This is a genomic window from Streptomyces sp. P9-A4 (assembly GCF_036634195.1).
Lineage (GTDB): Bacteria > Actinomycetota > Actinomycetes > Streptomycetales > Streptomycetaceae > Streptomyces.
Window position 1 is genome coordinate 3,048,461 of record NZ_JAZIFY010000001.1, and the last position, 14,354, is coordinate 3,062,814.

Annotated in this window: 8 protein-coding genes and 1 pseudogene; 2 read left to right on the plus strand and 7 right to left on the minus strand. The window is 73.4% G+C overall.

From position 1 onward, the window contains the following. Positions 1 to 19: 19 nt before the first annotated feature. Complete coding sequence (locus V4Y03_RS13665; protein WP_332435099.1) at positions 20 to 703, minus strand: TetR/AcrR family transcriptional regulator; 684 nt, start codon at positions 701 to 703, stop codon at positions 20 to 22. 272 nt (positions 704 to 975) lie between these two features. Between V4Y03_RS13665 and V4Y03_RS13670 the strand changes: the two genes are divergently transcribed. Further along, entirely contained in the window at positions 976 to 2,247 is a 1,272-nt protein-coding gene (locus V4Y03_RS13670) for a M6 family metalloprotease domain-containing protein (protein WP_332435100.1), read from the plus strand. Positions 2,248 to 2,276: 29 nt separating this feature from the next. On the opposite strand, the gene V4Y03_RS13675 is transcribed toward V4Y03_RS13670, so the two are convergent. Continuing rightward, positions 2,277 to 3,932: a class I adenylate-forming enzyme family protein gene (locus tag V4Y03_RS13675; RefSeq protein ID WP_317873907.1), complete on the minus strand. Its 1,656-nt coding sequence runs from the start codon at positions 3,930 to 3,932 to the stop codon at positions 2,277 to 2,279. 40 nt (positions 3,933 to 3,972) lie between these two features. Further along, positions 3,973 to 4,785, minus strand: coding sequence for a 4'-phosphopantetheinyl transferase family protein (locus V4Y03_RS13680; RefSeq protein WP_332435101.1), 813 nt, complete (start codon positions 4,783 to 4,785; stop codon positions 3,973 to 3,975). A gap of 220 nt (positions 4,786 to 5,005) precedes the next feature. Here V4Y03_RS13680 and V4Y03_RS13685 point away from each other — a divergent pair, with 220 nt between their 5' ends. After that, positions 5,006 to 5,173, plus strand: a complete 168-nt coding sequence (locus V4Y03_RS13685) for a hypothetical protein (RefSeq protein ID WP_317873905.1) — start codon at positions 5,006 to 5,008, stop codon at positions 5,171 to 5,173. Positions 5,174 to 5,365: 192 nt separating this feature from the next. Here V4Y03_RS13685 and V4Y03_RS13690 read toward each other — a convergent pair. The 4 genes and pseudogenes from V4Y03_RS13690 to V4Y03_RS13705 form a co-directional block, all read right to left on the minus strand. Then, positions 5,366 to 10,789 (minus strand): annotated as a pseudogene (locus V4Y03_RS13690) (amino acid adenylation domain-containing protein); the annotation flags it as partial. A gap of 115 nt (positions 10,790 to 10,904) precedes the next feature. Beyond that, positions 10,905 to 11,651, minus strand: coding sequence for an aspartyl/asparaginyl beta-hydroxylase domain-containing protein (locus V4Y03_RS13695; protein ID WP_317873903.1), 747 nt, complete (start codon positions 11,649 to 11,651; stop codon positions 10,905 to 10,907). Between the two features lie 18 nt (positions 11,652 to 11,669). Beyond that, on the minus strand, positions 11,670 to 12,464 hold the full coding sequence (locus V4Y03_RS13700; protein WP_317873902.1) for a thioesterase II family protein: 795 nt from the start codon (positions 12,462 to 12,464) through the stop codon (positions 11,670 to 11,672). Positions 12,465 to 12,498: 34 nt separating this feature from the next. After that, entirely contained in the window at positions 12,499 to 14,343 is a 1,845-nt protein-coding gene (locus V4Y03_RS13705) for a non-ribosomal peptide synthetase (RefSeq protein WP_332435103.1), read from the minus strand. Between the last annotated feature and the right edge of the window lie 11 nt (positions 14,344 to 14,354).

A 14,354-nucleotide genomic window follows, 5' to 3' on the forward strand; every position in this document is an offset into this window, starting at 1 on the left:
GCCGCCGACGCCCGTCGGGTCACGACGGGCAGGAGTCGCGTCTCAGGTCCTCCAGGGTCGCGGCCTTCCCCGGCAGTGCGGAGCGGGCGGGCGCCTCGAGGCCGTCGAGGAACAGCTGCAGGTGACGGTGGACGAACTGGTCGAAGTTGCCTCCGCAGGCCGTTCCCGGCAGCGGTCGGGTCAGCTGGGAGATCGCCACCGTCAGGTCGCCGACGCCGATGTCGGCGCGGAGCCGGCCGGCCCGCTGCGCGTGGTCGACGAGGCGCTGGACGGCCTCCTCCAGGCGCCGGCGTTCGGCGATCAGGTCGGGGTGCTCCCTGTCGAAGGCGCCGTCGAGCATCGGGCACAGGGCCCCGATGCGCTCGTCCGCGGCGCCGTGGGTGAAGCGGCGGAGGGCGGCGAACGGGTCGGCCTCCTCCTCGGTGGACCGCTCGGCCAGCTCGGTGAGGCGGGCCATGATCGAGAGGACGACCTCGTGGACGAGTTCGGCGCGCTCGGGGAAGTTCCGGTAGAGCGTGGCGTTCCCGACGCCGGCCCGGCGCGCGACCTCGTCGTACGGCACCTGGTGGCCGAACTCGACGAACATCTCGCGGGCCGCCGTGACGATCCGCTCGCGGTTGCGCAGGGCGTCGGCCCGCGGGCGGGGCACACGGCGGGCGGGCGCCGTCCCGGCGGTCTCGGCTGCGTCGGCACTGGTGGTCACGCCGCGGCCTCCTCACTTCACTACGTCACTCGGACATCCGGGGAAGGAATCCCCGCTTCGTTCAACACAGTGCCAAACGGGGATCCGGTCCCCGGTTATTTCCCGCAACCTGTGTGACCTGGGTCACATGACCCCTCGGGCCGGAATACCCACGATCGGGCCACCCGGCGCGCGCGCCGGAACCTCTCGCCACAGGCTGATCGCACGGCGCGGCCTCGCGAGTACCGGAAGGGGCCGTGCCGCCGACCTGCCCCCACCGGAGAGGCGTCCGTATGCAGCACCCCCGCCGACGGATACGCAGACCCGTCGCACTGGCCGCGACCACGGCGCTCTCCCTGGCGCTGCTCGCCTCCGCGAGCAGCACCCTCCCCGGCCCCGCCCCGGCCTCGGCCGGCCCCGTGGCCGCCGCGCCGAACGGCGCCCAGCTGGGACCGTGCCGCATCGCCACCACGATGGGCGTGCAGATGTCGGAGGGGCTGCCCACCGCCCCCGGGTACGTGCGCTCCACCGGCCAGGTCAGGGCCCTCAACCTGATGGTCGACTTCCCCGACGCGCCCGGCGACGGGACCGCGATGGGCCGCTTCCGTGAGTTCTTCCCGCAGACCGCCGACTGGTTCCGCACCAGCTCGTACGGGCGGCTGCACTACCGCGCCGAGGCCCCGCTACCGGACTGGCTGCGCATGCCCAAGGCGTTCTCCGCGTACGGGATCGAGCGCGGCTCACCCTACGAACCGGGCTACCGCTCCCTCGTCGAGGACATCGTGAAGGCCGCCGACCCCAAGGTCGACTTCAGCGCGTACGACCTGGTCAACATCCTCGTCACGCCGAACGCCGGGCCCTCCGCCCTCGACACCGTCCTGTCCGTGACCTTCTCCGGCAACGACGACGCCCCCTACGCGGACGGCGTGCCGCTGGCCAACACGTCCTTCGTCTACAGCCGCCAGGACGACGGCTCCGGCAGCTTCGCGGAGACCGGCTACCGGGTCCTGCCGCACGAGAACGGCCACGTCTTCGGGCTGCCCGACCTCTACACCTCGGACGGCGGCGGCACCGTCGGGCACTGGGACATCATGTCCGAGGACTGGGGCGCCAACAACGACCTGCTCGGCTGGCACAAGTGGAAGCTGGGCTGGCTCGACAACGACCAGGTCGGCTGCGCCTACGGCCCCGGCAGCGGCGACTACACGCTCACCCCGCTGGCCGTCCCCGGCGGCCCCAAGCTCGCGTTCGTCCCGCTCTCCGGCACCTCGGGGTACGCGGTCGAGGTCCGCGGCAAGGGCGGCAACGACGAGGCCGTCTGCGAGGACGGCGTCCTGGTCTACCGGGTCGAGTCCGACGTGGACACCGGCCACGGTCCGGTGACCGTCGCCGACAGCGAGCGGGCGAGCGGCGGCTGCACCCGCAGGGCCAACGTCCAGGCGGAGCTGTCGGACGCCCCGTACCGCCCCGGCGAGACGTTCACCGACCGGGCGAACGGCATCCGGATCAGCGTCCTCGACGAGGACGAGGACGGCGCCTACCGGGTCCGGATCACCCGCGGCTGACCTGTCCGGGCGACCGGCCCGCGACCGGGTCACCCGGCTGCGAGGCCTCCCCGCAGTTCCCGCTTGAGGAGCTTCCCCGTCGGGTTCCGGGGCAACTCCTCCTCCCGTACGACGACCCGGGCGGGGACCTTGAAGGCGGCCAGGCGCCCGCCCACGTACGTACGGAGGTCCTCGGCGCCCGTCGTGGCGCCGGGCCGCAGCCGGACGACCGCCGCGACCTCCTCCCCGAGCAGCGGGTGAGGGACGCCGAGGACGGCGGCGTCGAGGACGTCCGGGTGGCCCTGGAGCACCCCCTCCACCTCCACGCAGTACACGTTCTCGCCGCCCCGGATCACCATGTCGGTGAGCCGGTCGACGACGGTGACACGGCCGTCCGCGTCCACGCGCGCGAGGTCCCCGGTACGGAACCAGCCGTCCTCGGAGAACGCCGCGCGGGTCGCCTCCTCGTTCCCCCAGTACCCCCGGACCAGCGCCTGACCGCGCAGCCACAGCTCGCCGACGCCCGCCGCGTCGGGGCCCTCGATCCGCACCTCGGTGGTGGGCGTGGGCCGGCCGACGCTGTCCGGGTGGGCGCGGTACTCGGCGCCGACGTTCGACAGGACGCCGCCGCTGGTCTCGGTGAGCCCGTAGCCGTTGCGGGGCTCGACGCGCTCCCCGTACCCCTCGGTGATCCCGGCGACGATGCCGGGCGGGGCGGCGGCGCCGCCGGTGCTGAGGAGGGTGAGCGTCGCCAGCTCGTCGCCGGCGGCGCGGGCCGCTTCGAGCAGCTGGAGCGCGGTCGTCGGCACACCCGCGTAGTGGGTGACGCCGTGCGTCCCGATCAGTTCGAGGGCGCGGTCCGCGTCCCACTTCCGCATCATGACGAGGGTCCCGCCGGCCGACATCACCGCGTAGAACGAGGTGAACGCGGCGACGTGGAAGAACGGGAAGGTGGTCAGCGACACGGGCGCCGGCCCGGTCCCCGGCACGTCCCCGCGCGCGAGGGCCGCGGCGGCGGCGAAGTAGCGGGGGTTCATGGCCGCCCCGGCCTGCGCGAGGTGGGTGGCGACGGCGCCCTTGGGGCGGCCGGTGGTCCCTGAGGTGTAGATGACGGTGGCGTCCTGCTCGGGCAGCACGTCGACATCGGGCGGCCCGAGGTGCGGATCGGTGTCGGGGACGTACGCCCGGAAGCCGTCCTCCGCCTCCCCGTGGAAGACGATCCCGGGCACCTTCCGCTCGCGGGCCCAGGCCCGCACCCGGGCGACCCGCTCCCCGTCGACGAGGAGCACGCCCGGCGCGCAGTCGTCGAGCGCGTAGGCGAACTCGTCCTCGGTCCACCAGGCGTTGAGGGGGACGGCGACGAGGCCGGCGAGCTGGGCGGCCCAGAACGCGATCTGCCACTCCGGGAGGTTCCGCATGGCGACCACGGCCCGGTCGCCCGGCCGCAGGCCGTACTCCCCGGTCAGCTGCCGGGCGAGCCCGCAGGCGGCGTCGAAGAACTCCCGGTAGGTGGTGGCGCCGTCCTCGGAGACCAGGAACACCCGGTCGCCGTAGGCCCAGGTCGTCTCCACGAACTCGCGGAGCGTGCGGGGCCCGGAGACGTACACCCCCTCGCTCACCGCGAAGGGGGCGCCGGGCGCGGTGAGCCTCGCCTCCGGGGTCTCCGGAAGCTCCCCGCCGGCTTCCGTCGGTCGTGCGTCCACCACGGCAAACCTCCTGAGCGCCTGCTCACCTCGCGCGGCGACGCTATGCCCGCCCCCCGACCAGGTCAACCCCGGCCGGGCCGCCCCCGAGCAACGCCCCCGCGTCCGTGTGGACGTCGAGCGCCACGGACCGCGCTCCGGTCACCGCGAGGGCGCCGTGGCAGTCGCCGATCCTGGGCAGGTCCGCCAGGGCGATCCGGGCGCGGCCCGCGGCGTCGGGGCCGTGCCAGGCGACGAGTTCGGGCGGCGCGGACGCCGGGGACACCGTGAACGACTCCATCGAGGTGTTCAGGCCCTCGCCGGTCGCCTTCAGGACGGCCTCCTTCCGTGTCCAGAGCGTCAGGCAGGCAGCGGCCCGCCGCTCCACGGGCAGGGCGTCGACGACCGCGCGCTCGGCGGGGGTGAGCACCAGTTCGAACTCGACGGGGACGCCCGGCAGCGCGGGCGGTACGAAGTACTCGACGTCCACGCCCACCGGGTGCCCGTGGGCCACCGCGACCGCCACCATGTCCCGCGAGTGGGACAGCGACAGTTCCCAGCCCGCCGCCTCCCCCTCGACCCACGGCTTGCCGTGCGGGCCACCGCAGTCGGGGCACAGGGCCCGCAGGAACACGTCCTCCGGGGCGACGCCGGCGAGCTGCCCCACCGCCGTCTTGGCGAGGGCCCGGCCGGTGACGAACAGGGCGAGGTCCCGCCCGTTCAGGAACCGCGAGCAGCGGGCCCGTTCCGCCTCGTCGAGCAGCTCGAAACGGAGTGTCGGGTTCTCGGGTACGCGGGAGAGCCAGACGTGGCAGTCGACCGCCTGCGCCTCCCGCGCACCGGCGCGGCCGACGAGGGGCGGGTTCATGAGTTTCATGGGGATCCTCAACTCCTCAATGGACGGAAAGCGAGCGCCCGCGGCGCTCTTCCATAGCTGTCGATAGGACCGAAAGACCAGGTCAGAGGCGGTCCCATGGACCGTCTATCCGCCTCGGGAGTCCATCGATAGTGACCCGATGGCCGCCGCTGCCAAGCTTCAGTCATTCCTCAAGGAGCAGCCGCTCGGGCCGCACTCACGGACTTGGAGTCAGTAGAAGATGATCAAGAACATCGCGCTCCGCATCGCCGGTCTCGCCCTTCTCGTCGCCGCCGCCGCGTCCGTCACGACGACCGCCTACGCCGAGGACGTCACCACCCCGCAGGCCGAGCCCACCCCCGGCGTCGTCGTCACCGAGACCCCGGACCCGCACAACCCGTGGGGCTGAACCGGCCCGGCACCCGCCGCGTCTCCCAGTGCCTGTCCCTCCGTCCGCGCCGGCGGCTCTCCCAGCGCCCGTTCCCGCGCCTGACGCCCAGCCCGTCCGATCGGCCCTGGCCGTGTTCACCGCTCCCGGAATCCCGGGGCATCCGGTGAGCACGGCCAAGGCCGTTCGGCCGTACGAGCCTCCGGCCGGGTCTCAGCCCGCGACCCCGGCGTCCTCGAACACCTCACCCACCTCTGCCGCCCCTTCCGCCCCGTCCTCCTCGTCCTCCAGGGCGATCAGTTCCAGCAGCCGGGCGGCCAGCGAGGCCACCGTCGGGGCCGCGAAGAACTCCTTGAGGGAGATCTCCAGACCGGTGAGCAGATCGACCTTGTTGACCACCCGGGTCGCCAGGAGCGAGTGCCCGCCCAGCTCGAAGAAGCTGTCGTGGATGCCCACGTGGTCGACGCCGAGCACGTCCTTCCAGACCTCGGCGAGCGCCGACTCGATCTCGTTGCGCGGCGCGCTGTAGTCGCTCGCCAGATGCTCGCGCTCGGCCGCCGGCGCGGGCAGCGCCTGCCGGTCGATCTTCCCGCTGGTGGTGAGCGGCAGCGCCTCCATGACCACGAACGCGCCCGGGATCATGTACTCCGGCAGGGCGTCCTTGCAGCGCAGCCGTACGGCGGGCACGTCCACGGTCCGCCCCTGCGCGGGCACGGTGTAGGCCACCAGCCGGGTGTCGCCCGGCTCGTCCTCGCGGACCAGGACGACCGCCGAGGCGATCTCCTCCTGGGCGACGAGCGCCGCCTCGATCTCGCCCAGCTCGATCCGCAGACCGCGCAGCTTGACCTGGTGGTCGATGCGGCCGAGGAACTCCAGGTTGCCGTCGGGCAGCCAGCGCACCAGGTCGCCCGTCCGGTAGAGCCGGGCCTCCGGGTCCGCCGAGAAGGGGTGCGGGACGAAGACCCCCGCCGTCAGCTCGGGCCGCTCCCAGTAGCCGCGGGCGACACCGACGCCGCCGATCCACAGCTCGCCGGGGACACCGGCCGGGGCGAGGCCGCCGCCGGGGTCCATCACGTACGCCTCGGTGTTGCCGATGGGCCGGCCGATCGGCACCCGGTCGACGGGGCCGGTCAGCGTGTACGCCGTCGCGGAGATGGTCGTCTCCGTGGGGCCGTACGTGTTACAGATCGGCACCGTCGTGGCGCGGAACCACTGCGCGACCAGGTTCACCGGGACCGCCTCGCCGCCGAGGACGAGAAGCCGGAAGGAGTCGCCGTGGGTGTCGCCCGCCTCCAGGCGGGCCACGACCTGCTGCCACATCGCCGGGGTGAACTCGGCGACGGTGACGCCCTGTTCGCGGATCACCCGGAGGCTCTGCGCGGGCGTCCAGGTCTCGCCGTCGCGGAGCACGATCCGCCCGCCGGCCATCAGCGTCGGGAAGATCTGCTCGGCCGCCGCGTCGAAGCTGATCGACGCGAACTGAAGGGTCCGGTCGGCCGGCCCGAGCCCGTAGCGCTGCCGCATCTCCTGGAGCCGGTTGCTCATCGAGCGGTGCTCGATCATGACGCCCTTGGGGGTGCCCGTGGAGCCGGAGGTGTAGATGACGTACGCCAGCGAGGAGGGATCGACCGGGACCGCCGGGTCGGTGCCGTCGAGAGCGTCGAGCAGCGGGCGGTCGCGGTCCATCAGGAGCAGCTGCCGGCCGGGCGCCACCGGCAGCCGGCCCGCGACGGACTCCTGGGTGACGACCAGCGGCGTCCGGGTCTCGTCGAGCATGAACTGCAGGCGCTGGACGGGGTTGGCCGGGTCGAGCGGGACGTATCCCGCGCCCGCCTTGAGGATGCCGAGCATCGCCACGATCATGTCGGGCCCGCGCTCCAGGCAGATCGCGACCGGGACCTCGGGCCCCGCGCCCCGTGCGATCAGATGGCGGGCGACCTGCCCGGCGCGCACGTCGAGCTCCCGGTAGGTGAGCCGGACGTCCCCGCAGACGACGGCGACGGCGTCCGGGGTCTCGGCGGCGCGGGCCGCGAACAGCCGGTGGACGGGCCGCTCGTCCGCGTGGTCGACGCGGGTGTCGCCGCCGGTGCGGAGCAGGGCCGCGCGCTCCTCGTCGCCGAGGACGTCGAGGGTGCCGATACGGCGGTCGGGGTCGGCGGCGACCGCTTCGAGGAGACGGACGAGCCGGTCGCCGATCGTGACGACCGTGTCGTGGTCGAAGAGGTCGGAGAGGTACTCGATGTGGGCGTCGATGCCGGCCGGCTCCCGGTCGGCGGTGTGCCGCTCGGTCATGCCGAAGTCGAGGTCGAACTTGGCGGTGTGGGTGACCACGTCGTGCCAGCTCGTCGAGAGTCCCGGCATCGCCAGCTGCTCGCCGTCGGTCGCCTGGAGGAAGGCCAGCATGACCTGGAAGAGCGGGTGGTGGGCGGTCGAGCGGGTCGGGTTCAGCTCCTCGACCAGCCGCTCGAAGGGGATGTCCTGGTGGCCGTACGCCTCCAGGTCGGTGTACCGGACCCGCTCCAGCAGTTCACGGAAGGTGGGGTCTTCGGAGGTGTCCGTGCGCAGCACGACGGTGTTCACGAAGAAGCCGACGAGGTCGTCGAGCCCGTCCTCGGTACGGCCCGCCAGCGGCGCGCCGATCGGGATGTCGGTGCCCGCGCCCAGCCGGGTCAGCAGGGCGGCGACGGCGGCCTGCACGACCATGAACAGGGTGGACTGGTTGTCCCTGGCCAGCTCGGAGAGCCGGCCGTGCAGGACGGCCGGGACGCCGAAGCGGTGGATGCCGCCCCGGGGCGAGGCCACCTGCGGGCGGGTGCGGTCGACGGGCAGCGCGAGTTCCTGCGGGAGGTCGGCCAGCTGTCCGCGCCAGTAGGCGAGCTGGCGTGCGTCCAGGCTCCCGGGGTCGTCGGTGGCGCCGAGCAGCTCGCGCTGCCAGACCGCGTAGTCGGCGTACTGCACGGCCGGCGGCTGCCAGCCGGGCGCGCCGCCCGCGAGCCGCGCGCCGTAGGCGGTGCTCAGGTCCCGGCCGAGCGGGCCGACGGACCAGCCGTCGCTGGCGATGTGGTGCAGGAGCAGCAGCAGGTAGTGCTCCTCGTCCGACACCCGGAACACCCAGGCGCGCACGGGGATCTCGGCCGCCAGGTCGAAGGGGGTGCGCGAGGCGGCGGAGACGGCCTCGTCGACGCCGTCGGCCGCCACGTCGACCCGTTCCAGGGCGACCAGGGCCTCTTCGGCCGGCCGGATCGACTGGAGGGGCTCGCCGCCCACCGAGGGGAAGACCGTCCGCAGCGCCTCGTGCCGCCCGACCACGTCGTTCACGGCCGCGCCGAGGGCGTCCACGTCCAGGCGGCCGGCGAGCCGGATCAGCCAGGGCACGTTGTATGTGGAGCTCGGCCCCTCCAGCTGCCCCAGGAACCACAGCCGGCGCTGCGCGAACGACACCGGGACCTCCGCCGCCCGCTCCACCGGAGCCAGCACCGGACGCTCACCGCCCGCCGCCGACGAGGCCAGGCGCCGAGCGAACTCCCGTACCGACGGGGCACGGAACAGGTCCCGCACCCCGACCTCGTAACCGAGCACCGCACGCACCCGGCTCACCAGACGCGTCGCGAGGAGGGAGTGGCCGCCGAGGGCGAAGAAGTTGTCGTCGGGCTCGACCCGCTCGACCTTCAGGATCTCGCCGAAGATCCCGCAGAGGATCTCCTCCTGGGCGGTCAGGGAGGCCCGGACCGGGGCGGCGGCCGGAGCGGCCGTCGCGGGGGCCGGGGCGGGGCCGCCGTCGCGGACGACGAAGACACCGGGGATCAGGGCGGCGGGCAGGACGGCCGCCAGGTGCTCCCGTACGGCGGTCTCGTCGAAGGCGGCACCGGCGGCGGGCACGACATGGGCGACGATCCGCCCCGCCGCTCCCCCGGACCGCTCACCGCTCGCGGACTCGTTCCTGACCAGTGCGACGGCGGAGGCGACCTGCTCGTGGGTGCGCAGGGCCTCCTCGATCACGGCGGTGTCGATCACGGTCGTGCCGGTGCCGGCGGCGGTGACGGCGGGCGCGTCGGACAGGGTGCCGATGCGCCGGTCGGGGTCGGCGGTGACGGCTTCCAGGAGTCGGACCAGCCGGGTGCCGAACGCGGCGACGGTCTCCTCGTCGAACAGGTCCTTCGCGTAGTTCCACTCCAGGGTCAGACCCGCCGGGCCGCCGTCCGCCGTGTGGCGCTCGGCCACGGAGACGGCGAGGTCGAACTTGGCGGTGCCGCTGGGCACGTCCGTCCAGGTGACCTCGGCGCCGGGGATCTCGATCCGGCCCTCGTAGCTGTGCTGGAAGGCCAGCATGACCTGGAAGAGCGGGTGGTGGGCGGTCGAGCGGGTCGGGTTCAGCTCCTCGACCAGCCGCTCGAAGGGGATGTCCTGGTGGCCGTACGCCTCCAGGTCGGTGGACCGGACCCGCTCCAGCAGCTCACGGAACGAGGGGTCCTCGGAGGTGTCCGTGCGCAGCACGACGGTGTTCACGAAGAAGCCGACGAGGTCGTCGAGCCCGTCCTCGGTACGGCCCGCCAGCGGCGCGCCGATCGGGATGTCGGTGCCCGCGCCCAGCCGGGTCAGCAGGGCGGCCATCGCCGCCTGCATCACCATGAACAGGGTCGACTGGTTGTCCCTGGCCAGCTCGGAGAGCCGGCCGTGCAGGGCGGCCGGGACGCCGAAGCGGTGGATGCCGCCCCGGTACGAGGCCACCTGCGGGCGGGTGCGGTCCGACGGAAGGTCGAGAACCTCGGGCAGTTCGCTCAACTGACCGCGCCAGTACGAGAGCTGGCGCGCCTCCAGGCTCTCCGGGTCCTGGGCGTCACCGAGCAGACCCCGCTGCCAGACCGCGTAGTCGGCGTACTGCACCGGCAGCGGCTCCCACGCGGGGGCGAACCCGGCGAGCCGCGCCCCGTACGCCACGCTCAGGTCCCGGCCCAGCGGGCCGACCGACCAGCCGTCGCTCGCGATGTGGTGCAGCAGCAGGAGCAGGACGTGCTCGTCCTCCGAAATCCGGAACACCCACGCGCGCACCGGAATCTCGGACGACAGATCGAACACCCGCTCCGACGCGGCGGCCACCGCGTCGTCCACACCTTCGGCGGTGACGTCCACCCGTTCCACGGGCACCCGCACGTCCCCGGCCGGCCGGACCGACTGCTGGGGCTCGCCGCCCACCGAGGGGAAGACCGTCCGCAGTGCCTCGTGCCGTCCGACCACGTCGTTCACGGCCGCGTCGAGCGCGTCCACGTCCACCCGGCCCGAGAGCCGGATCAGCCACGGCACGTTGTACGTCGAACTCGGCCCCTCCAGCTCGCCCAGGAACCACAGCCGGCGCTGCGCGAACGACACCGGGACCTCCGCCGCCCGCTCCACCGGAGCCAGCACCGGACGCTCGCCGCCCGCCGCCACCGACGCGAGCCGCCGAGCGAACTCCCGTACCGACGGGGCACGGAACAGATCGCGCACCCCCACCTCGTGACCGAGCACCGCACGCACCCGGCTCACCAGGCGCGTCGCGAGGAGGGACTGACCGCCGAGGGCGAAGAAGTTGTCGTCCACCCCCACCCGCTCCACACCCAGCACCTCGCCGAACAACCCACACAGAATCTCTTCCTGCACGGACACGTTCACCATTCACTCCTCAGTCGTCGATCGAAAGAAATTCCGTAGGGGACAAGCGGATTACTGCCGGACTGCTCCGCAGGAAAGGGCAGCCCTGGGCCGCCTGGGCCCTCTAGGCCATGAGCTTGCGGATCTCGGTGATGAGGCCGACGAGGGCCTCACGCTCCGGGACGGTCGTCTCCGGGTGCCACAGGTCCACGAGGAGGCAGGTGCGCGGCCGGACGCCGTCGTTCCACGCCTCGTGCTCGAAGGAGTAGTCGAAGAGCAGGCACTCGCCCTCCTTCCACTGCCGGGTCTCGCCGGCCACGGTGATCCCGCACCCCTCCGGGATGTCGACCGCGAGGTGCAGGTTGATGCTGAAGTTCCAGAGGTCGCAGTGCGGGGCGATCGAGGCGCCGGGCAGCAGGGTGGAGAAGTGGCTCTCCAGGAGGGTGCAGAGCTTGCCCTGCTCCAGGACCTCGCGGGTCAGGACGTCGTACGCGGTGGGCACGAGCGGGGCCGAGGACTCGACCGGCGCGCCGTCCCGGAACAGGTAGAGCGCCTGCCAGTTCTCCTGCCGGGTGAGGTAGTGCTCGTAGTCGGAGAAGGCGCTCTTCCGCTCGGCCCAGGCCTCGTCCAGCTCCCGTCTGATCGCGGCGTGGCCGGCCTCGAAGGCGCGGACGACCGGGGCGACCTCGGGGTGCCCGTAGGGGTCGTGCCAGGGGGTCTGGGAGATCCCCGGCATGATCCACTTGGCGTTCTTCTGGAGCGGGTGCCGCTCCTGCTGCTTGCGGTACAGCATGTCCTCGACACGGACGATCGAGTCGGCTCCGTGCCGGTCCTTCACGTCCTGGAAGATCGCGTCGATCTCGGGGGTCATGGCTCGCTCTCTCTTCCGTCAGGCCGCGAGGGCCGGGGCGGCCGTCGCCGGGGCGGTGGCCGCGGGGGCGGTCTCGTACAGGGCGGGGATACGGGTGGGCAGCGAGCCCCAGGTCTCGGGGGTGTAGAAGTGGCCGCCCGGCAGCACGTCGTGGCGGTACTCGCCGGCGGCGAGGTCGCGCCACTGCTCGGCGGCGCGCGGGTCGATGACCTCGTCGGCATCCCCGTTGATCACCTGGACCGGCACGGAGACCTGGGCGCCGTCGCGGTAGTAGAAGGTGTCGCGGATGCGCACGTCCGCGCGCATCAGGTCGAGCGCCATCTCGCGCAGGTCCGGGTCGTCCAGGACGTGCTGCGGCAGCAGCCCGAACGTCTCCATCCAATGCATGATCTGCTCGTCGGTGTCCCGCTGCGCGGGGAACATGTCCTGGACGGTGAGACCCCGGCTCGGGGCGTTCGCGGAGGAGACGACCAGAGCCTTGGGGAGCGGGCCGCCACGCTCCTCGATGCGGGCGGCGACGTCGAAGGCCATCCAGCCGCCCATGCTGTGGCCGAAGAGGACGTAGTCCCGGTCGGCGGCGGAGAGCACGGCAGCCACGGCGTCCTCGGCCAGCTCGTCCCAGTTGTCGGGGCAGTCCTCGGCGAACCGGCCCTCACGGCCGGGGTAGCAGATCGCGGCCAGTTCGACGCCCTCGGGCAGCACGTCCGCCCAGGGCATGTACGAGCCGGCGCCGCCGCCGCAGAAGCCCAGGCAGATGAGCCTCAGGCGCGCGTCGGGGTCCTGCCGGGGGCGGACCACAATGGTGTCCTGCACGGTCTGTCCTTACGTCGTCGAAGTGGGGGGGGTGTCAGGCCGCGGTCGTGGCGCGCAGGGCGTCGACGTGGTCGGCGAGGTCGCGCAGCCGGGGGTGCTTGTAGACGTCCTTGACGGGGACCGGCCGGCCGAGGCTCTTCTTCAGGCGTCCGACGACGCGGAGCGCCATCAGGGAGTGGCCGCCGAGGGCGAAGAAGTCGTCGTCGACACCGATCGAGGCCCGGCCGAGGACCTCGGACCAGACGCCCGCGATCAGCCGCTCGGTCTCGGTGGCCGGGGCGCCGCCCGCGGCCTGGGCCGGACCGCCGGCCGCCTCGGGGGCGGGCAGGGCGGCGGTGTCGAGCTTGCCGTTGGGGGTCAGCGGCAGCGCGTCGAGGAACACGTAGTCGGAGGGGAGCATGAACTCCGGGAGCGCCTGCGCCGCGTGCTTGCGCAGCAGCGCCGCGCCCGGCTCCGTACCGGTGCCGGTCTCCGTACCGGCGGCGGTCTCCGTACCGGCGGCGGGGACGAGGTAGGCGACGAGACGGTCGCCGGAGGCCTCGGCGCCGTCCGTGGCGTCGGCCGCCGGGCGGATCTGGACCACGGCCGTGGCGACCTCCGGGTGGGAGGCGAGGACGTGCTCGATCTCCCCCAGCTCCATGCGGTAGCCCCGGAACTTGACCTGCCGGTCGGCGCGGCCGACGAACTCCAGGCCGTGCGCCGTGCGCCGGACCACGTCGCCGGTCCGGTACATCCGGCTGCCGGGCGTACCGAAGGGGTCGGCCGGGAAGCGCTCGGCGGTCAGCTCCGGCTGGTTCACATAGCCGAGGGCCAGTCGCGGTCCCGCGATGCAGAGTTCACCGGGCTCGCCGTCCGGGACCTGGCGTCCGGTCGCGTCCAGGACGTGGAGCCGGTTGCCGGGCAGGGCGTCGCCGATGTGCGGGCCCTCGCCGGTGATCCAGGCGGCGGTCGCGTCCACGGTGCACTCGGTCGGCCCGTACAGGTTGAGCGCGTCGAGGACGCCGTTCGCGGTGGCCTCGGACAGCTCGCGCCAGGTCCGCTCGGGGACCGGCTCGCCGCCCATGAAGAGGCGCGGGACCCGGCCGTCGGCGCGGGGCCGCAGCAGGGTGGCGCGGAGCATCTCCCAGTGCGAGGGCGTGAGGTCGAGGTCGGTCACGGCGAGCCGGTCGAACAGCTCCTCCAGGCGCTCCGGGTCCTTGCGCACCTCGTCGTCCAGGACGACGACGCTGTCGCCCCGGCAGACCCGGACCCACTGCTGGACGGAGGCGTCGAAGGAGACGCCGGCGTTCCAGGCGACGGTACGCGGCTCGGGGGCGTACGCCCCGAACTCCTCAAGCGCCGCGACCAGCGAGGCCACACCGGCCCGGGTGGCCTCCACGCCCTTGGGGCGGCCGGTGGAACCGGAGGTGAAGATGACGTACGCCGGAGCGTCGGCGGCCGGCAGGTCGTCGAACGGTACGGGGGCGGGCGAGCGCTCGGGCAGCGCCGCCGGGTCGACCAGCTCGACGCCCGCCGGGGCGAACCCGGTGTCGGCACCCGCGTCGGCGACGAGGACCCGGATGCCGGACTCCTCGGCCATGAAGGTGAGGCGGTCGTGCGGATAGGCCTGGTCGAGCGGGACGTACGCGGCTCCGGCGCGCCAGGTGGCGAGCAGGGCGACGACGAGTCCGGCGCCGCGCCGCAGGTGGATGCCGACGCGGTCGCCCGGGGCGACACCGCGGGCGATCAGCTCACCGGCGAGGAGGCGGGTGCGCTCCTCCAGCGCGGCGAAGGTCAGGGTGGCGTCGGAGCCGTGGACGGCGAGACGGTCGGGGTGGCTGCGCGCGACCCGCAGGAAACGGGCCGGCGCGTCGATGGGCTCCTCGTGGAGGACGGCCATGGAACACGCTC